This window comes from Arsenophonus endosymbiont of Crataerina pallida (genome assembly GCF_964020125.1).
Taxonomy (GTDB): Bacteria; Pseudomonadota; Gammaproteobacteria; order Enterobacterales; family Enterobacteriaceae; genus Arsenophonus; species Arsenophonus nilaparvatae.
Genome location: NZ_OZ026540.1, coordinates 2,924,226 through 2,942,556, shown reverse-complemented (window position 1 = coordinate 2,942,556; position 18,331 = coordinate 2,924,226). Strand labels below are relative to the sequence as shown.

At 41.7% G+C, this 18,331-nt stretch carries 21 protein-coding genes and 1 pseudogene; 17 read left to right on the top strand and 5 right to left on the bottom strand.

Annotated features, from left to right (window positions below):
• The first annotated feature begins 70 nt into the window (after window positions 1-70).
• The 6 genes and pseudogenes from AACL31_RS15640 (at window position 71) to AACL31_RS15615 (ending at window position 3,630) form a co-directional block, all read left to right on the top strand.
• Window positions 71-205 (top strand): hypothetical protein, encoded by a 135-nt coding sequence (locus AACL31_RS15640; RefSeq protein WP_339053341.1) that lies wholly within the window; start codon window positions 71-73, stop codon window positions 203-205.
• Window positions 206-217: 12 nt separating this feature from the next.
• Window positions 218-1,159 carry a hypothetical protein gene (locus tag AACL31_RS15635; RefSeq protein ID WP_339053340.1) on the top strand — a complete coding sequence of 314 codons (942 nt, stop codon included), beginning with the start codon at window positions 218-220 and terminating at the stop codon, window positions 1,157-1,159.
• Window positions 1,131-2,450, top strand: a pseudogene (locus AACL31_RS15630) (DUF2800 domain-containing protein). The gene AACL31_RS15635 and the pseudogene AACL31_RS15630 overlap by 29 nt, the downstream one beginning before the upstream one ends.
• 15 nt (window positions 2,451-2,465) lie before the next feature.
• A complete protein-coding gene (locus AACL31_RS15625; protein WP_310513679.1) occupies window positions 2,466-3,020 on the top strand; it encodes a DUF2815 family protein in 555 nt (184 codons plus the stop codon).
• 134 nt (window positions 3,021-3,154) lie between these two features.
• Window positions 3,155-3,349 (top strand): hypothetical protein, encoded by a 195-nt coding sequence (locus tag AACL31_RS15620; protein ID WP_310513699.1) that lies wholly within the window; start codon window positions 3,155-3,157, stop codon window positions 3,347-3,349.
• 47 nt (window positions 3,350-3,396) lie between these two features.
• Entirely contained in the window at window positions 3,397-3,630 is a 234-nt protein-coding gene (locus tag AACL31_RS15615) for a hypothetical protein (protein WP_310513681.1), read from the top strand.
• Window positions 3,631-3,666: 36 nt separating this feature from the next.
• On the opposite strand, the gene AACL31_RS15610 is transcribed toward AACL31_RS15615, so the two are convergent.
• Window positions 3,667-4,059 carry a hypothetical protein gene (locus AACL31_RS15610; protein ID WP_339053339.1) on the bottom strand — a complete coding sequence of 131 codons (393 nt, stop codon included), beginning with the start codon at window positions 4,057-4,059 and terminating at the stop codon, window positions 3,667-3,669.
• A gap of 279 nt (window positions 4,060-4,338) precedes the next feature.
• Between AACL31_RS15610 and AACL31_RS15605 the strand changes: the two genes are divergently transcribed.
• The 11 genes from AACL31_RS15605 (at window position 4,339) to AACL31_RS15555 (ending at window position 13,310) form a co-directional block, all read left to right on the top strand.
• Window positions 4,339-5,121, top strand: coding sequence for an ORF6N domain-containing protein (locus tag AACL31_RS15605; RefSeq protein ID WP_339053338.1), 783 nt, complete (start codon window positions 4,339-4,341; stop codon window positions 5,119-5,121).
• Between the two features lie 65 nt (window positions 5,122-5,186).
• The gene (locus AACL31_RS15600) at window positions 5,187-5,885 is read left to right on the top strand and encodes a hypothetical protein (RefSeq protein WP_339053337.1); all 699 of its coding nucleotides are present in this window, start codon (window positions 5,187-5,189) and stop codon (window positions 5,883-5,885) included.
• A 12-nt stretch (window positions 5,886-5,897) separates the two neighbouring features.
• Window positions 5,898-7,961, top strand: coding sequence for a DNA polymerase (locus AACL31_RS15595; RefSeq protein ID WP_339053336.1), 2,064 nt, complete (start codon window positions 5,898-5,900; stop codon window positions 7,959-7,961).
• A 28-nt stretch (window positions 7,962-7,989) separates the two neighbouring features.
• Window positions 7,990-8,211: an ANR family transcriptional regulator gene (locus AACL31_RS15590; protein ID WP_310513200.1), complete on the top strand. Its 222-nt coding sequence runs from the start codon at window positions 7,990-7,992 to the stop codon at window positions 8,209-8,211.
• Complete coding sequence (locus AACL31_RS15585; RefSeq protein ID WP_310513199.1) at window positions 8,202-8,483, top strand: VRR-NUC domain-containing protein; 282 nt, start codon at window positions 8,202-8,204, stop codon at window positions 8,481-8,483. The genes AACL31_RS15590 and AACL31_RS15585 overlap by 10 nt, the downstream gene beginning before the upstream one ends.
• 61 nt (window positions 8,484-8,544) lie before the next feature.
• The gene (locus AACL31_RS15580; RefSeq protein WP_339053335.1) at window positions 8,545-9,333 is read left to right on the top strand and encodes a KilA-N domain-containing protein; all 789 of its coding nucleotides are present in this window, start codon (window positions 8,545-8,547) and stop codon (window positions 9,331-9,333) included.
• Window positions 9,334-9,640: 307 nt separating this feature from the next.
• Window positions 9,641-10,420 carry a BRO-N domain-containing protein gene (locus AACL31_RS15575; RefSeq protein ID WP_339053334.1) on the top strand — a complete coding sequence of 260 codons (780 nt, stop codon included), beginning with the start codon at window positions 9,641-9,643 and terminating at the stop codon, window positions 10,418-10,420.
• A gap of 64 nt (window positions 10,421-10,484) precedes the next feature.
• Window positions 10,485-11,273 carry an antA/AntB antirepressor family protein gene (locus AACL31_RS15570; RefSeq protein ID WP_339053333.1) on the top strand — a complete coding sequence of 263 codons (789 nt, stop codon included), beginning with the start codon at window positions 10,485-10,487 and terminating at the stop codon, window positions 11,271-11,273.
• Window positions 11,245-12,669: an SNF2-related protein gene (locus AACL31_RS15565; protein ID WP_422389256.1), complete on the top strand. Its 1,425-nt coding sequence runs from the start codon at window positions 11,245-11,247 to the stop codon at window positions 12,667-12,669. Before AACL31_RS15570 ends, AACL31_RS15565 begins: the two co-directional genes overlap by 29 nt.
• Before the next feature lie 195 nt (window positions 12,670-12,864).
• A complete protein-coding gene (locus AACL31_RS15560) occupies window positions 12,865-13,041 on the top strand; it encodes a hypothetical protein (RefSeq protein WP_310513667.1) in 177 nt (58 codons plus the stop codon).
• Window positions 13,042-13,064: 23 nt separating this feature from the next.
• A complete protein-coding gene (locus AACL31_RS15555; RefSeq protein WP_310513666.1) occupies window positions 13,065-13,310 on the top strand; it encodes a hypothetical protein in 246 nt (81 codons plus the stop codon).
• A 235-nt stretch (window positions 13,311-13,545) separates the two neighbouring features.
• Here AACL31_RS15555 and AACL31_RS15550 read toward each other — a convergent pair whose 3' ends face one another.
• The 4 genes from AACL31_RS15550 to AACL31_RS15535 form a co-directional block, all read right to left on the bottom strand.
• Window positions 13,546-14,778, bottom strand: a complete 1,233-nt coding sequence (locus AACL31_RS15550) for a site-specific integrase (RefSeq protein ID WP_339053332.1) — start codon at window positions 14,776-14,778, stop codon at window positions 13,546-13,548.
• A gap of 233 nt (window positions 14,779-15,011) precedes the next feature.
• On the bottom strand, window positions 15,012-15,449 hold the full coding sequence (locus tag AACL31_RS15545) for a tail fiber assembly protein (RefSeq protein WP_310511127.1): 438 nt from the start codon (window positions 15,447-15,449) through the stop codon (window positions 15,012-15,014).
• A 2-nt stretch (window positions 15,450-15,451) separates the two neighbouring features.
• Window positions 15,452-17,065 (bottom strand): gp53-like domain-containing protein, encoded by a 1,614-nt coding sequence (locus AACL31_RS15540; protein ID WP_310511128.1) that lies wholly within the window; start codon window positions 17,063-17,065, stop codon window positions 15,452-15,454.
• A gap of 526 nt (window positions 17,066-17,591) precedes the next feature.
• Window positions 17,592-18,197 (bottom strand): hypothetical protein, encoded by a 606-nt coding sequence (locus tag AACL31_RS15535; protein ID WP_310511129.1) that lies wholly within the window; start codon window positions 18,195-18,197, stop codon window positions 17,592-17,594.
• Window positions 18,198-18,331 lie beyond the last annotated feature (134 nt).

Genomic DNA, 18,331 nt, shown 5'->3' with positions numbered 1-18,331 from the left:
ACCACTGCGGCCTGAAGTGGCAAAATAATCAGGCATCCCCTATTTAACCCATCCCATCGGAAAAACCACCATGCAAAAAGCAAAAATCCTGTCATCGGAGCGATTTCCGATGAACAACAACGTCCGGCGTTTACGCTATTTACAAAAATTAGAAGCGCTAAAACGTAATAGCAATCACCAATTCCCTGTCACTGTATATCGTTGAGGTCGACGCAAAATGCTTACCGCAAATAGCCCCCTGCTGGCAAGACTGGCAGAAAACCACACGCAAATGATCATGGCGCACAATCAACTGGCCGAAGCCCATAAAATGTTAATCAGTCAGTTGGTCGGACATACTGAAAATGACCCCAGTGACCCAAATGAACCGACAGGGGTGAAAAAGCCGAAACCCTTCACACCGGATGTTAAGCCACAACCTGTTGCGCCATCGGTTACCTTTGAACCTCAAGAAGCGATTGAACCTGAGCCTGTTGTCAAAGCACACACTAAAGCCGAAGACAAACCAGCCCCCGTTGTCGCCGAGAAAAAGGTTCAAGCCCCAAAGACCGAAACGAAACCTGCTAAAGCCGTTAAACCAATTGAGCCGATTATTGAAGCGCCTGAAGTAGCGCCTAAGCCCGAACCGGTGGATATTGAATCACTTGATTTGCGTCACGTGGTCGCCCTGTCTGTCTTGTTTGGGGATAAAGCGCTTAAACCTGACAATACGCAAGTTGCTAAAGCCAAAGCGACTTTTGCGTCCGAAAAAGCAGATAGCGTTACCGGGCAAATTGATGCACTTTATTGCGCCTTAAACGGGTTACCTAAAGTGACATTTCTTCCTAAAGCCAAAACCTTCGACGTATGCCTAAAAATACTGGCTAACTGGGATAATCTCTTTGGCATTACCGATCGTCGCGAATTTGCCTTGTCATTACTGCGTGAATTGCCTACCCCAGCAGAAGTCAAATCGATTGATTTTAAGGCACTTCGCAGTGAGGCTTCGGCCTGCATTACTCAACTGGTCAAAGGCGGATATCGCAATGAAGCGCTGGATATCCTCGCCTCATTCAACGCTAAAAAGATGGGTGACGTAACCGATGACAATCTGGTTCAGTTTATCGAGAAAGCCCAACGCGTTTTAGCCGATGATAATGCCGAGGGTAGCGATGGCTGAACATGCAAAACTTTCTCCCTCCTCAGCGCATAGGTGGATGAGATGCGCAGCTAGTCTCGCAGTCGAGGCCACCTTACCCGATAAAACATCGCCGTTTGCGGAAGAAGGAAGCGCGGCGCATGCGTTAGCGGAAAGTATCTTAACAATGCGCCAAAACCCGTTTAGTGACGGGCGTAGACGAACATCTGGATTTGATGCGAAAGACTATATCGGCACGTATCCATTGTTAAAAGCCAACTCGCCACAAGTGGATGAGGAGATGATTGAGCACGTCCAGACCTATATCGATACCGTCTGGAGGCTTGCGGACGGGAAAATCTTACAGGTTGAGGAGCGAGTTGACTTTTCAGCCGTCATTGACGTAGAGAATTCGTTTGGTACCGCCGATGCGATTATTGTCAGCGAGGATGAGTTACAAATCCATGACCTGAAATACGGTAAAGGCGTTAAAGTCGATGCCAGGCAAAATGCGCAACTTATGCTCTATGCGCTAGGGGCGTTACATCAGTTTGACCTTATTTATGATTTTAACACGGTTCGTCTTTTTATTCATCAGCCCAGACTTAACCATCTGTCCGAATGGGCGCTATCGGTTGAGGACTTAAAAGACTTTGGGGACTTAGCCAGATTGAGGGCGCAAAAAGCCATGGAGATGGTAACCCTTGCCGAGCGCAACGGGCTTGATGCGCTACCGGATAGTGCCTTTTCACCGGGCATCAGGCAATGCCAGTTCTGCAAAGCAAAAGGCGGATTGTGTTTTGCCCAGGCGCAATTTGTCCATAATGAAGTCAAAGGCGATTTTGTCGATTTGACCCAACCGCTCGCACCACAATTAAGCGATGCGCCGAAACGTATTACGTTACTAACCCCTGGGCAAATGGCAACACTCTACCCGCATATCGATTTGATAGAGAGTTTTTGTAAAGCCCTGCGAAATCGGGTCGCTGAGGCATTACATACGGGGTAATCGGTACCGGGCTTTAAACTGGTTACCGGCAAACAGGGTAATCGCACCTGGTGTGATGAACGTGAAGCCGAAACGCTGTTAAAAGCCGCCAAACTTAAACAGGAACAAATCTACCACAAGAAAATTATTAGTCCGCCACAGGCTGAGAAACTACTTAAAAAAGACAAACCGAGTCGCTGGGCAAAACTGGAAGCACTTATTGAGCGAGCAGACGGGAAACCCGTTATCGCACCGGAATCTGACCCTCGCCCTGCCCTTGTTATTAATCCCTTAAACGACTTTGACGATGTGACCGAAGCGGCACTCGCTGATAAATCCATCTAATTAAAAGGTAACGTGATGAAAATTAAATTAAACAACGTACGTCTGGCTTTTCCTGAATTATTTGAACCTACGCAAGTCAGTGGTCAAGGAGCGTTCAAATACCGTGCCAATTTCCTTATCGCCAAAAGCCGTACTGACCTGATTGAAGAAATCAAAACGGGGATTAAGGCGGTCATTAAGGAAAAATGGGGAGCCAAAGAGGTAGAAAAAATTTATAACAGCATCTGCCACTCCAACAACCGTTTTTGCTTCCGCGATGGCGACAATAAAGAATACGATGGCTATGCCGGAAATATGTACATCACCGCCAGTAATAAAGATCGTCCGTTAGTCATTGACGTAAATCGTACACCACTCACCGCACAGGACGGTCGTCCCTACTCTGGCTGTTACGTTAACGCCACCATTGAATTTTATGCCTATGACAATAATGGTAAAGGGGTTTCAGCCTCCTTAAGAGGGGTTCAGTTTTTCCGGGATGGCGATGCCTTTAGCGGTGGAAGCGTGGCCTCCGTTGACGAGTTTGACGACCTGAGCATGGCTGAGGAAGAAGACGATATCGCCTTTTAAAACACCAGAGAAACCACTGCGGCCTGAAGTGGCTAAATAATCAGGCATCGATTAAAAATATGAGTAGTTTTTACTCTATTTAGCTTACGGGAAATTTGATATGTAAAGTGTAAATAACTCAAGGAGGCTTAAAAATGAAATTAGATAATATGACTGAAGTCCTTACGCTCACTAACCCCAGTAACAACGGCCGTTATTTACTTAACTTAGCGCAACCCGTTTATGCCGATGAGGAAACCAAGACATTAATCAATATGATTCAACTACTGGCAGAAGAAAATCAATACCTGAGAAAAGAGAATAAACGACTGGCAAAAATGCATCGGTAAGTTGGGGGGGCCGTACAGATGTTAAAGATTCAATCAAGGAGTAAAAGATGAATTATCTTACCGGAAAAGAAACCTCTATAGATTCAGTATTAAAAAATATTGAGGAGTTGAAAACAGCAATTTATGGCTTACACAAACTAGCAACAATCAAAGCTAAACATATAGAAATACAAGGTGTTTTTATTGAAAAAATCAGGATTGCAGTAATTATCAGAGAGAAAATCGCTGTTTTATTACACAGCATTGCTCAAGACGCTAACTGCCTTAAAAGAAACATTTAAGCAATCAACACACTTATTACTGGCATATTGATAAAATTAACCGCCCCATAATTTAGGGATTATTTCTTTAAACAGTAAACCGAGAATACCCGCCAATAAGAACCATTGCAGCCGGTCAAATTTTTGTTCCAGTCTGTCAAACCGTTTTTCTGAAAAATCAAGGCGCTTATCTATCTGAGCAATATCCTTACGGACATCAGCTATCTCAGCAGATAACTCTTTACGAATATCGGCTATTTGAGCTTCGTTTTTTTCAAAGCGAGCAACCATATCTTTACGTACGTCTTCTAAATCTCTTTTGGTGGCTACATCTGCAACCTCATGCGATCTACGTACGACAAGTGAAATGGCTCTGGCTTGTTCTCTGGAAATGCCAGCACTTTCTAGTTCTTCCGATGCTTGTAGTGCATCAAATGCAACCTGACCCATAACGTTATCCTCCCGTGTTTAGGTAAGTATAACCTAACAATAACCATTGACGAAAGAAGAAATCATGCGCTATAGTTCGTTTAGGTGCTAGAAACACCTTACGAACGGCAACCGCGCCCGTTAGTTCAGCGGTTTTTTTTTGTGTCCATATTTTAGATATGGCCGAGTGTGGGTGAATAAAATACCAGTAATGGGAATAAGCCCGCTTGCATTCGTACAAGTTTCTAGCACTTGGCCGCCTGAGCCGTTCAGGTTTTCCTCTAGAAAAGGATACGAAAAATGAACACCATCATTCTGGATAACCTTAAAGTTCTAACTCACGATAATATCCCTGTTATCACTACTGAACTCCTTGCTAATTTGTATGGTACCGAAGTAATTAGGATTCAGCAAAATTATAACCGTAACAATAATAGATTTATTGAAGGTAAACATTTCTTTAAAATTACAGGTGAATGCTTAAATAATTTGCGACTATCTTTTAGCGAGTCACAAATATCTGCCAAAACTCGCAGTCTCATACTTTGGACAGAACGAGGAGCCGCTCGTCACGCAAAAATGCTTGAAACAGATAAAGCATGGGATGTATTCGAACAACTAGAAGATTGTTACTTTAATTCAGAAAAAGTTAACAATTCTCAAACCCAAACGAAAGCCGTAGAGCGTTTTACTCATTCGGATACACGTAACCTAACGCATTTAGTTTGGTGTATGACAAATGGCTTCCGGTTTGAGCGTTCATGGACTAATGCGGTGTGGCTGGCTTTACGTGAAGTCACTGGCACACCATCACCGGAGCGTTTTCAGGTAGAGCATATACCGTTAATGGCTGACGAATGCAGACGGATTTACTATATCACCGAGTCACTACGCCAGATTATCAATGACGCTGAAAAACAGGTTATCAAACGACTTTTACGTAAGCGTGAGAATATCGATACCGTTTTAGCGGAAATAAAACAGCTTTTTGAGCAATTCCACCATCAACAAATCGGGATAATCACCGCACGCACCGATCAGTGGTATGAAGGTGAATTGACCCATTTCTTAGAACGCCACTAATTAATCTTAACGCCCCTTTTTATAGGGGCAATTTTTCATCAATTTAACTATTGAGGAATTTTTATATGCAAAATCTAATGAACGCACAAAATATCACATTTTCCAACAGCGAGACCATCGATTCACAACAATTGCTGCTAATGGTCAACGAAACACGAAAAGAACATGGCGAACCACCAATTAGAAACAACAAATTTATTGAAAAGGTTAAAGATGAACTTGAAGGAGAGACCTACACAAAAAGTGTAGGTCAAAAAAACGGCGCTGATATTGAAATTATCGAAATGATGCTTAAGCAAGCGCTTCGTGTTGCCGCCCGTGAATCGAAAGCCGTTCGCCGTTCACTGATTGATAAACTGGAGCAGCAAAGTAGACCACAAAGCGCCAATGAAATTATCGCAGCAATGGCGTTAGCTAACGTTGCACAGGAGCGTCGGTTAAAGAGTATCGAGCATCAGGTAGAGCAAGTCTCAGAAGAAATCGAACAAATCAAACAAGGCACTATCCCAGCCGGTTTCCAGGGCTATAGCTATCTTAAAACAAAGTACGGCTTAAGCGATGCCAAATGTCGGCAATTAGTCATGGCGTGGAAGGTGCCTTGCAAAAAAGTGCCCCATGTTGCGCCTGGCGGCCAAATTACCCAAATGTCAGTGGTTGATGAAGCGGCATTTAAAAACGCGTTGGATAACATGATGCTTGAGGCTGAGAAACGCGGCAGTCAGTGGTATCACCCTAAAATGGGGCGTTTTTCCGTAACCGCCTGATAAGGATGGATTATGCAAAATTTACTATTTTGCGATTTAGAAACCTATAGCGATATTCCGATTAATTGTGGCACGCATCGATACGCTGAAAATGCAGAAATATTACTTTTTGCGTATGCGTACAATCACGGCTCTGTCAAGGTCTGGGATGTAACGCAAGATAAAACGATGCCCACAGATTTAAAAGCTTATCTTGATGACCCTGCGATTTTAACCGTCTGGCACAACGGCGGCATGTTTGATACGGTAATTTTAAAACAGGTGTTAAATATTGACCTACCCTTATCCCGCGTTCACGATACCTTGGTGCAAGCACTGGCACATGGCTTACCTGGCGCACTTGGTTCGCTTTGCGATATCTTCAACGTCAATAGCGATAACGCCAAAGATAAAGAAGGTAAAGCGCTCATACAGCTATTTTGCAAACCGCGTCCTAAAAATAGCAAAATACAACGCGCCACGGCGTTAACTCACGCAGAGGAATGGCAACGTTTTAAGCAATACGCAGGTTCTGATATTTTAGCCATGCGCGAGATTTATCAACATTTACCGGGTTGGAATATGAGTGTGGACGAAACCCAATTATGGCAGTTAGACCAAAAGATTAATCGCCGTGGGATGTGCATGGATGTTGAACTGGCGAAAAGCGCCTTAACTGCCGTTGAAAACGAGCAAAAACGGTTATCAACCGTCACCCAGCAATTAACAGATAATGCCGTGCAAAACGCAACACAACGCGATGCACTGTTACAGCATATCGTTTCGGCATTTGGCATCACGTTACCGGATATGCAAGCCAGCACGCTACAGCGCCGCGTTAATGACCCTGATATTCCACCGGCTTTACGCGAACTGCTGTCAGTCCGTTTGCAATCGTGTACAACCAGCACCAGTAAATATAAGGCGCTGTTAAAATCGGTAAGCGCAGATGGACGACTTCGAGGAACCAAGCAATTTTGTGGTGCCTCACGCACCGGACGATGGGCGGGACGTATTTTTCAGCCGGATAATCTCCCCAGACCCACGCTTGACCAAAAGACGATTGATAACGGCATTGACGCATTAAAAGCCGGTTGCGCCGAGCTGATTTGTGATGACATTATGCAACTGACCAGTTCTGCGCTTAGAGGGTGTATTATCGCGCCACCCGGTAAAAAACTGGTTATCTCGGATTTGTCGAATATCGAAGGCCGCATGCTGGCATGGCTGGCAGGGGAAAACTGGAAAGTCAATGCTTTTAGCGAGTTTGATAACGGCAAAGGCGATGACCTCTATAAACTCGCCTATGCGCGCGCATTTAATCTTTTACCTGAGAACGTCACTAAAGCTCAACGACAAATCGGTAAGGTGATGGAACTCGGCTTAGGCTATGGCGGTGGGGTTGCGGCATTTTTGACATTTGCCCTCGCCTACGGTCTGGATTTAGATGAACTGGCGGAAGCCGCATTACCTAACATACCGCCTAACGTTAAGCGAGAGGCGATGCGCTGGTATCAAAAATCCGTTGAAACGGAGAAGACTTATGGCCTCAGCGAAAAAGTCTTTGTTACCTGCGATTCCCTTAAGCGCATGTGGCGCAATGCCCATCCACAAACCGTATCATTCTGGTACGACATTGAAGACACTGTAAAACAAGCCATTCAGTCACCGGGGATAGTGTTTAAGTGCCGTAAACTTAGCCTTCGTCGCGATAAAGGCTGGCTCAGAATTTGTCTACCATCAGGTCGTAGTCTTTGCTACCCTTCTGCGCGAATAGAGAATGGACAAATTAGCTATATGGGCACCAATCCCTACAGCCGAAAATGGGAACGGTTAAAAACCTACGGCGGTAAAATTACTGAAAATATCTGTCAGGCCGCCGCACGCGATGTCTTGGCCTATAGCATGCCACGCATTGAAAAGGCGGGTTATGCGATTGTCTTAACCGTCCATGATGAAATTATCAGCGAAGCGCCGGATACTCCTCAATTTTCCGCCGAGGGGTTAAGTAAGCTGTTAAGTCTTAATCCGGATTGGGCTTTTAATTTACCGCTTAGTGCAGCGGGGTTTGAGACTTATCGTTATCGCAAGGAATAAATAACACACACAGGATAAAATAAACATCATGGCCTTTATGAAAAACGACAGCCCACTTTATTTCAAGGCAGCACAGGATGCGGTACACCTTGAACAGTCAGGCCAATACCATGAAGCGGCGCGCGCATGGTCACAGGCAAACCGACTGGCGCGCAATCGCAATAATCGTATCTGGAGTGAACACCGCGGCGATTTTTGCCTGATGCAAATCAAACGGGAACATATTAAAAGGATGTATCCATGCGGTTAATCAGGGAAGAGAGCATTGAAAAACATTTGGTGCGTGAGGTGCGAAAAATCGGCGGCATTGCCTATAAATTTGTTTCACCCGGGCGACGAGGCGTACCTGACCGATTAGTTGCACTCCCCAATGGCAAGATTATTTTTGTGGAATGTAAAGCACCGGGCGAAAAACCCACCCCCTACCAATTACGCGAACACGCACGGCTTTTTGCCCTAGGCCATCAGGTCATCGTACTGGACAGTCAGGATTTAAGCAGCATTTTACCCACTGTGGACTAAGAACCCTTTAAGTCACTATATCTTATTGATTCTCTTTGTTTAACTACGGAGGCGTGTTTCCATGTCTAAATTAGTTGTTATTGAAAATACCGTTGTTCGTCAAGACGCTTTCGGGCGTTATTGTCTAAATGATTTACATAAAGCCGCTGGTGATCTTAAAAAAGACAGTCCTGCATATTGGCTTGCTAATAAACAAACTCAAGAATTAATTGAACAATTTTTGAGCGAGGGCGGAATTCCGGTATCGGTCATTCGAGGAGGTGTCGAGCAAGGAACTTACGTTGCTAAAGAACTAGTTTACGCCTACGCCATGTGGATTAGTGCTGCTTTCCATCTCAAAGTTATTCGCACGTTCGATGAAGTTATCGCTACACCTACACAACCGCTAACCGATAAAGTTAAGGCTGGATTAGCAATGCTGGCATTCTACAAACAAGAATTACGTATTGCCCCTTCTGGGCTACTTGGCGCAATGAAAAAACTGCAATCTTCCCTTGGGATGCCAGATGTACTACCTGCTTACGCCGTTGATGCACCTGAAGGAAGCATGACAGTATCAAGCGAAGTGACGCACTCTTTTACGGAGCTTTTACTGCTGCATGGTAAGCCTTACAGTCCGCCATCCGGCTTTAAACGTTTGCAATTATTAGGTATTGTTGAGCGTAAATCACGCCCAAGTAGCAAACATCCTGACAAGGAAAAACTATTCTGGTCACTGACGGAAAGAGGATTACAGTTTGGAAAAAACTTAACTGACCCAAACCATCCCCGTCAGACTCAGCCTCATTTCTATGATAGCCAATTTCCCAGATTGCTAAGCGTGATGATGAACGGAATTGCAGCTGCATAATAAAAACATTGACATTTTAAATCACTATTGACGAAAGAAGAAATCATGCGCTATAGTTTATTTGCATCTGCAAAATCAGATGTCGGGATTGACCTCTCGTCGTAACTACAAAGGCGCATAGCACGCCGAAAGCGTGTTTTTTTATGCGTCAGTCTACCATATCAAGAATCAATGGTGGGCTGGATGGGGGAGCCGTAAGGCTCGCCGGGATCCTTTGTAGCCGGTAAGGTCAACCTCGTCCAGTTCGCCACCCAAGATTGACCTCAAAGGTGGTGATTGTCCTAATCCTACAAAGGTAATCATTACTATGAATACTTTAATTTTTCGTAACACCGTTCTTGAAACAATTTCCCATAATGGGCAGATTTGGTTTACATCTAGCGTGCTTGCTAAAGCATTGGAATACTCACGCATCGACTCTGTTACAAGAATTTATGATCGCAATAAAGACGAATTTACCTCTGGCATGTCAATGACCGTCAATTTGACGTTCAATGGAATAAACAATAGCTTACGTGAAAAAGCAGTACGAACTTTCTCTCTAAGAGGTGCACACCTAATCGCTATGTTCGCCAATACGCCAGTAGCAAAAGAATTCAGAAAATGGGTGCTGGATATTCTCGATAAACAAGCTGTTAATCAAACCCCTAACTATAATCACCCCAGATACCAACCGAAAGCCGTAGAGCGTTTCACTCATTCAGATACGCGCAATCTAACACATTTAGTCTGGTGTATGACAAATGGCTTTCGGTTTGAGCGTTCGTGGAGTAATGCGGTGTGGCTGGCTTTGCGCGAAGTGACGGGCACGCCATCACCGGAGCGTTTTCAGGTAGCGCATATACCTTTAATGGCTGACGAATGTCGCCGGATTTACTACATCACAGAATCATTACGCCAAATTATCAATGACGCTGAAAAACAGGTTATCAAACGACTTTTACGTAAGCGTGAGAATATCGATACCGTTTTAGCGGAAATAAAACAGCTTTTTGAACACTTCCACCATCAACAAATCGGGATAATCACCGCGCGCACTGACCATTGGTACGAAGGTGAACTCACCCACTTCCTAGAACGTCATTAATTAATCTTAACGCCCCTTGCTAAGGGGCAATCTTTCATCAATTTCATTATTGAGGAATACCTTTATGTCAAATTTAATCAACATCGAAACAAAAAACATCAATGGCGGATTAATCCAAACGGTTAATGCTCGTGATTTACATGCGTTTTTGGAAAGTAAGCAGGAGTTTGCTAATTGGATAAAAGATCGCATTCAACAATATGGTTTTATTGAACATCAGGACTTTTTGATAAATTTATCAAAAACCCCAAATGGAGGCCGTCCAGCAAAGGAATATCATATTTCCCTCGACATGGCGAAAGAGCTATCAATGGTTGAGCGCAATGAAAAAGGGAAACAGGCCAGACAGTACTTTATTGAATGTGGGAGACGAATTTTACAACCTCAAACATTACTACCAACGGCAAAAGAACTGGCGCTCATGGTTGTTCGTGCCGAGGAAGAGAAAGAAAAGTTATTACTGGAAAATAAAAACCTATCAACCGAAAACGATTGTCTTAAAAATCTATTCAAAGAAGGCATGACCCCTACCCAATTTAGCAAAATGCTTAACGGCGTGAATAGTCAACAGATAAATCATTATCTTGCTGAGATTAAGTGGCTCTATAACGACAGTAAGTCCGGCAACAATTTACGCTGGCGTGTTGCCGCTACCGCTCGGGATAAATATTTAACCGAAAAACAAAACGAAATAAGCCCCCATGGTGCAAATAGCTTTATTAGCTATCGCCCTGTTTTGCTCAGAAAAGGCGCACAGCGACTTTATGACCAGTATTTGGCTGACAAACTCCCCATGAAAAAGAACTGGAACGGATTACATACCCATGACAAAACTATCCAGATTGTCGCCTGAACAAAAGACAATCGCAAAAACCTTCACCCCTCGCCCTTACCAAAATCTCATTATCAATCACCTGCTCGATATTAAACGCTCAAATGTCTGGGCGGGGATGGGAATGGGTAAAACAGCAGCAACCCTGACGGCATTAGAAAATCTCTATTTATCAGGCAGTGAAACCAAACCCACACTGGTATTAGCCCCTTTACGGGTAGCCCAATCCACTTGGCCTGACGAAGCGCTTAAATGGGGCCACCTGCGTAATATTGAAGTGCAGCCCATTATTGGCACTGCAAAAACGCGGATGACAGCTCTCAAAAATACCCATGCCAGCGTATTTACGGTCAATTATGACAATCTCGTCTGGCTGGTTGAAACACTAGGTGACAGCTGGCCTTTCGGCACGATTATCGCTGACGAGAGCACCCGGTTAAAATCATTCCGGCTACGCAAAGGCGGTAAACGCACCGCTGCACTCGCCAAAATCGCCCATAAATCGGTTCATCGATGGGTAAATCTGACCGGTACGCCTTCACCGAATGGCCTGATGGACTTATGGGGGCAAACCTGGTTTGTTGACCAGGGCGAACGGCTAGGCAGAACCCATAATGCGTTTACGTCTCGCTGGTTTAACCGTATCCAGTTCCCCGGGCAACAGTGGAGCAGGTTTGAGCCTTTAGGATTTGCGCATCTACAAATTCAGTTAGCACTCAGCGATGTCACGCTATCCCTTAATGCCGCTGATTGGTTTGATATCGACGAACCCGTACACAACGTTATTAACGTTGAACTACCCGCGAAAGCGCGAGCACACTATCAGGCCATGGAAAAAGAACTGTTTCTTGAATTGGGCGAGAGTGCGATTGAAGCGTTAAATGCCGCGGCCAAAACAATAAAATGTTTGCAAATTGCCAGTGGTGCTATTTATAGCGATGACAATCGCAACTGGACAGCGATACACGATGTCAAAATCCAGGCACTGGAGAGTATTGTTAATGAATCAGGAGGGACGCCAGTACTGGTCGCTTACCATTGGAAACATGACCTTGAAAGATTAGTAAAAGCGTTTCCAAAAGGCAAAATGTTAGACGCTAACCCACAAACCCTTACCAACTGGAATAGTGGCAAAATCCCGTTGCTTTTTGCCCACCCCGCAAGCTGTGGACACGGCTTAAATTTACAGGACGGCGGTAACATTCTGGTCTTTTTCTCCCATTGGTGGGACTTGGAGCAGTACCAGCAAATTATCGAGCGTATCGGCCCCACGCGTCAAGCGCAAGCCGGACATAATCGCCCTGTCTTTATTCATCATATCGTCGCTAAAGATACACTCGATGAAGTGGTGATGGCGCGCCGTAATTCAAAACGGGCAATACAGGATTTATTACTGGAAGCGATGAAGAGAAAGTAAAAAAGACCAGCGCAAGGCTGGCCAACACCAGGTAAAAAAATTGTGAATAGCAAACACACAACCAAATAACTATACCAAAGTATATCAAGACTGTATATATAAACAGACTTAACCTTAAATTTACAAAAATTTATACTTTAATATCAAATAGTTATCATTAACATTACCATTCTCATTAACAACGGAGAGCCCACCATGTGGATTTTAATCCTAGGCATGTATGCCAGCCCTTATGCATCGAGTAACTTTGCAAGTGTTCATACTCAGGAATTTGACACTGAGAACATGTGCCAATTCGCCGCTAAACAGTTTGAGCGTGAGTTTGAAACTTTCAAGGATATCAACGCCAAAGCGATTTGCGTTAAGAAATAAGCTAATTTTACAAAGGCCAAACCATGAAACTTAACATCATCAAATTATTAATCACGACATTATTGTTTATCAGTGCAGCGTTCTCCTTCGAACTGATAGTTGGACATCTTGCGCACGCCGATACCGTCATTGACCCACAAATCAGGTTTAAACGTGGCGAATTAGGCAATATCCATTTAGGCGGGCAAGAGCTACTGGTTATCGGCATTATGATAGTGCCAGCACTCTTTGTCTATTTAGGGGTATTCCTCGACACATTGAAGAAATAGCATAGAGCGAATAAGCATTATCCCACCTGAATTTACCCCACTCAAATTACCCATACCGAAAGGTAAGCGTTTAACAGTAATAAAGGAGAATATCCTATGAATGAATCCCCTTTTGTCAAAACCAGTGAACTGGCAAAAAGGTACAAAGTGTCAACTCACACTATCAGACTATGGGCGGGTAACGGATACCAACGGCGGGAAGGTTTTCCACGCCCTCGGTTTAGATCTGATGAGCTTAATTTTGCCCGGCAGGATATTCTGGATTGGGAGATGGGTAAACGATTTGATTAACTTTATTCCACCAGCGATCATAAGCCTCTCGCTGTTCCTCTAGGTAGGTATGCTTGTCGTATACCTGCCAAACCCCCGGTAATTTATGACCTAACATGATTTCAGCAACATGGGGTTGAGTTAACTCCGCAACCCCCGTACGCATGGTTTTACGCAAATCGTGAATTGACCAGTGAGTATAGTTCTCAAATCTGCGAGCCATTTTTTTGTTGAGATTGCTAATAAAACTAATATGCCCACTGACACACAAAGGTTTCCCTTCTGAGACGGTAAATAAATAATCACTGCCATAATTCAATTTTTTAGCAGTTCTGATCAATTCCTCTGCCGCGGGGATAATAGGCCGGATAATGGGCTTTTTGCTTTTACACCCTGTTTTATGATTCTCTGGTGGCACTGTCCATATTCCTTTAGTAAAATCGAAATCAGCCATTTTTGCTTTTAGCAATTCACCTATCCGGCAACCAAACAATAACGCTAGGTTGATTATCAGGGCATTTCTAGGGTTATAGTCTGGCGCATCAATTAACGCAAATAATACCCTGAGCTCGTTGCTACTCAACACTCTCTCGCCTTGTTGCGTTTTTACCCCTAAATCCTGTGAGGTAACATCGATAAGTGGATTTAAAGAAATAATCCCCCTGCGAATTCCCCACCGATGGGCAGTTTTGGTATAACGTAAAATCCGTGCTCCTATCGCCGGTTTCGCTTTCACCACCTCTTCAATTAGCGATAGCCAGACATGCAAGTGCGTTTCGTTGTGGGGTAAATTGCCGATCTTGGGGAAAACATAAATTTCAAATGACCGTAATATCTCACCGGCTTTAACCTGTGAATTTTTAAGCGATTTCTCCCACCAGTCACGAATAACGGATTCAACCGTTCGCGCTTCAACTGATTTTTGTTTACGAGTGCGTTTGACCACTTTCGGGTTTCTGTGCTGCTCTAGTTCACCACGGTAAAAAAGCGCACTATCACGCGCATCTTTTAAACTAATTGCCGGATAGGTTCCAATGTCTATCCGATCACCTTTCCCCTGCCAACGATAACGATATTGAAAAATCACTTTACCTTTTGGTGTCACCCGAACTGATAAACCTTCCCTGTCTGATTTCGTCACCATTTTAGCTTGTGGTTTACCATTTACCGCTCTTAACCATGAATCACTTACCGCCATCTTTATTTCTCCTTACGTCTAGTCTTTTTATGATATTTCATGTACACCAATATGTACATAAATTTCATGACACAAGGAATATAATAGTGACTGAAAACAGTCATTCTATACTGAGATAAAAAATAAAAGTATTATAAAACAAAGTATTAATTTTAATTTATCGACTGTCAGTGGCTGTTGACGACTGTTATTGAAGCTTCCATTTTATTTATATCATAAATAAAATAACTTTTTTATTTGGGCAATTTTGGCCATTCGATATTAGGTGCAATTGATATATCTATACGACTTAATAGTACACGATAGGTTTTCCATTCCATTAATTTTTTATATTCTTCATCGGTTGCTATATTTAAATCAATAGCATCCTGTAAGGGCGCAATGATCCCTGCTGCATTTTGCATTAATTCAATTTTTGTATTTTCTGCCTCTTCGATTAATTCATTGTTAGTTTTAGATGGAATATCAATCCAAATCGGTGCACCATTTTTATCTGCACCTAACATTTTTCCTTCCGGCGGCACGCAAAGTGCATACTCTTTATATATACTAAACGGAATTTTAGTCGCTTCATCATCCCAAGTCCCCGCACTGATATAACTATCTTTCAATGATTCAGATAACCAACATAATTTTGTTGCACTAAAATAATAAACATTATTTTTTTCCATCCTTACCATCCTATTGCAATCCATCTCATATCAACTAATGGAGAAGCATTACTACCATTAGTCACCTTAGTTTGGCGCATTGTGAATCCACTATTGTTGGCATCGAATATATTAGGCGTATACAATTCGGTTAGTTTTGAATTAGAATTGAAATTGGCAACTCCCATGCTAGCCAAAGTATTAGGGAAAGCGATAGGAAAGAAATTTCTTGCGCTGTTTTTTCTAGCAACACGTCCCCATTGAATAATTATGCCGGTGTAAGGCTCTTTCATCCAGCCATTTACTGCTTTTTTAGCGCTCCATTGAGTACCAACTAATTTAGCATCAATCTCCTGTTTATTATCCTCTTGCACAGCAAATGTTCCTTGCTTTTCTGGCAAATAAATAACTTGATGCGTGTTATTATTACGGATAAAAAATTTATGGTTATTCCTTGCACAAACTAAGTCATAGTCTCCTTTATCTGCTCCTAATCGGATAACAGCGTCGCTGGTAGGATGAATAGCGTTAAATCCATAAGCAGTTATTTTATCTAAAGTATTGGTAGCAGCTAATGTACTTGAATAAGTGGGAAATATTATTGAATACTTAATGGCGTTATTATTATTTCGAGCCTCCAGGGTATAGGCACTATTACCAAAAACAGATAAAGATACACGTTGGACATTATTTTTTATTGACATGCCAGCATAATTATCCGTTCTTACTAAATCTAATGTAGCAAATTGCACAGCTCTGCTATCTTTGACTTTAACAAATTGATTATCAATTTCTCTTTTTGTGTAGGAATTAACGATTGTTTGTATCCAAGCGCCAGCCTCTATCACACCTGTCGACTCAGGGGTAGAATTTTCAGAGACCTGTTTTGGTAATTTACCTGTCCATCGATAATAACTACTTTCTTTCTCATAATGCAATACATGATAACGGCTTGTTATTTCAAATCCTTTTTCGAATGAATCGACTAAAATATAGTCAAGCACCCCCAATTCATTAAGCTCAAACAAGGCCGGTTGACCATCTTGATCAAAACCAAGCTGCTTATTTTTACGGCTTTCCGCATCAGGTAATGCAGGCATATCAATGTCATTAACCCGTATCGATCTAATATCCATATCTTTTATAACAGATTGCAATAAAGCTAAGTTAACCGCATCATTATCATTTTTAGGCTGACTAATGTTGGAAATGCGATAATTCTTAGCATCAAAATAATTTGCAAACCTATTGGGTTGCTGTAGTACTAGCGAAGTGTTTGCTAACACTTGTTGAACTAACATCGTGACATAATCAAATGCGTTTTCATGTTGTTTTGCGTTATATTGTTTGCAATTTTCAAATGAGACTTCTTGTTTTGCTGGTAAACATCTCTCTATCAATAAATGATTTCCATTGAATAAAGGTGATGACAAGATTATTTTGCCTCCTTTATCACAATTAACACCAGTTACTGTATAGTCCTTATTTAATGTCAATTTTTCCTCGTGATCACCATTGCCATCAGTCATAATGACAACTAAATGATGCTCACTAAATATTTTAAATTCATAATCAAATTCAGTTGAAGCACAATCGCCGATATATTGGTTGGCACTAACCTCAGTAACTACCGTCATTATTGCTATCCTCCCTTTAACTAATAATGCAATAGTGAGAATAAATTTTATACAGATATAGCTAAGTGAAACTTAAAATTATCACCATCCTATTCCTTTAGTTAACCTCAGTGATATGATAATTACTACTATCTTTGTACTAGCCGATAAATATAATAACCACAATAAATCTTTTAAGAAATAATCAAACCTAGGTGTAATACTATTACTAATATCTTTACGTTAAATAGAGTAATTAGATTATTACCAATTTATCTTCAAATATATCAATCAGATTGTAATAATATATTGTTAAAAATGTTGTATTTGATAATAACAATAAAGAGAAATTGAATGTTATTGCCAGTCATCAATTTAATAAAGAATAGTGACTAACATCGCTCGATTTAATAATTTTCATTCATCTTTTTACGAAAATTTTGCGCTAATCGGTTATCTTATCAATAGCCAAAAGCCCCTCTTTAGACTTTTTTATCTGGCTTATAAATACTTATTATTAATATATCAATGTTAACTAATTCTTCTACTATAATATTTCGCTACTACCTGATAACGATAGAAAATTATTAACCCTTTGTTTTTCTAGTCCAATTTCTTTTATTTCTTTGCCTAAGGAAGAAATCAGAATGTAGATATCATAAGCACCACCACCAGATCTATACTTATGCTGATTAGCAATTATATACCCCTGATATTTACCACTTTGAATAACATAGAATGAATTACCGTTTGTTATAAACTCTATATCATCAATAGTTACAGGTATATTATTAACAGCATTAATTATCTTATTCCAAGTTATTTTATGTATTGCTGCCGATGTGGCCCAAGCGCTGGATAAGAAATAAATATTTTTATTTATCAAAAAAACATCAACTTGTCTGATATTTTCAATATTTTTTTTGACATCTTTATTAGGAATTTCAGCTAAAATCTTCACCACCCCACTCGGCGTTGCCAGCATTAAAAATGAACCGGCCACAGCGTCAGCCGTAAAGATAACTGTTTTATTATCTAATATGCGAAAACTATTAATATTCAATTGTCTTTCCGATACTATACTATCAATATAATTTAACGTTGATAGACATAAATCATTTCCGTGTATGTGAAAACTTTCTTTATTCGACATTGAGCAACTCCGCTGCTAATTCAAAAAGTAGAAAATAATAACATTAATATAAAAACATAAAACTTTTCTTTCAGCCTTACCCTCTATTTATGCTTTTTCCAATGTATTTTAACGGTAATAAATAAAATAAATTG

Bases quoted from the DNA above. Each gene is read 5' to 3' on its own strand.
- AACL31_RS15625 (WP_310513679.1), top strand. From the start codon at position 2,466: ATGAAAATTAAATTAAACAACGTACGTCTGGCTTTTCCTGAATTATTT.
- AACL31_RS15635 (WP_339053340.1), top strand. From the start codon at position 218: ATGCTTACCGCAAATAGCCCCCTGCTGGCAAGACTGGCAGAAAACCAC.
- AACL31_RS15610 (WP_339053339.1), bottom strand. From the start codon at position 4,059: ATGGGTCAGGTTGCATTTGATGCACTACAAGCATCGGAAGAACTAGAA.
- AACL31_RS15615 (WP_310513681.1), top strand. From the start codon at position 3,397: ATGAATTATCTTACCGGAAAAGAAACCTCTATAGATTCAGTATTAAAA.
- AACL31_RS15550 (WP_339053332.1), bottom strand. From the start codon at position 14,778: ATGGCGGTAAGTGATTCATGGTTAAGAGCGGTAAATGGTAAACCACAA.
- AACL31_RS15535 (WP_310511129.1), bottom strand. From the start codon at position 18,197: ATGTCGAATAAAGAAAGTTTTCACATACACGGAAATGATTTATGTCTA.
- AACL31_RS15590 (WP_310513200.1), top strand. From the start codon at position 7,990: ATGGCCTTTATGAAAAACGACAGCCCACTTTATTTCAAGGCAGCACAG.
- AACL31_RS15640 (WP_339053341.1), top strand. From the start codon at position 71: ATGCAAAAAGCAAAAATCCTGTCATCGGAGCGATTTCCGATGAACAAC.
- AACL31_RS15555 (WP_310513666.1), top strand. From the start codon at position 13,065: ATGAAACTTAACATCATCAAATTATTAATCACGACATTATTGTTTATC.
- AACL31_RS15595 (WP_339053336.1), top strand. From the start codon at position 5,898: ATGCAAAATTTACTATTTTGCGATTTAGAAACCTATAGCGATATTCCG.
- AACL31_RS15580 (WP_339053335.1), top strand. From the start codon at position 8,545: ATGTCTAAATTAGTTGTTATTGAAAATACCGTTGTTCGTCAAGACGCT.
- AACL31_RS15620 (WP_310513699.1), top strand. From the start codon at position 3,155: ATGAAATTAGATAATATGACTGAAGTCCTTACGCTCACTAACCCCAGT.
- AACL31_RS15575 (WP_339053334.1), top strand. From the start codon at position 9,641: ATGAATACTTTAATTTTTCGTAACACCGTTCTTGAAACAATTTCCCAT.
- AACL31_RS15540 (WP_310511128.1), bottom strand. From the start codon at position 17,065: ATGACGGTAGTTACTGAGGTTAGTGCCAACCAATATATCGGCGATTGT.
- AACL31_RS15605 (WP_339053338.1), top strand. From the start codon at position 4,339: ATGAACACCATCATTCTGGATAACCTTAAAGTTCTAACTCACGATAAT.
- AACL31_RS15560 (WP_310513667.1), top strand. From the start codon at position 12,865: ATGTGGATTTTAATCCTAGGCATGTATGCCAGCCCTTATGCATCGAGT.
- AACL31_RS15545 (WP_310511127.1), bottom strand. From the start codon at position 15,449: ATGGAAAAAAATAATGTTTATTATTTTAGTGCAACAAAATTATGTTGG.
- AACL31_RS15565 (WP_422389256.1), top strand. From the start codon at position 11,245: ATGACAAAACTATCCAGATTGTCGCCTGAACAAAAGACAATCGCAAAA.
- AACL31_RS15570 (WP_339053333.1), top strand. From the start codon at position 10,485: ATGTCAAATTTAATCAACATCGAAACAAAAAACATCAATGGCGGATTA.
- AACL31_RS15585 (WP_310513199.1), top strand. From the start codon at position 8,202: ATGCGGTTAATCAGGGAAGAGAGCATTGAAAAACATTTGGTGCGTGAG.
- AACL31_RS15600 (WP_339053337.1), top strand. From the start codon at position 5,187: ATGCAAAATCTAATGAACGCACAAAATATCACATTTTCCAACAGCGAG.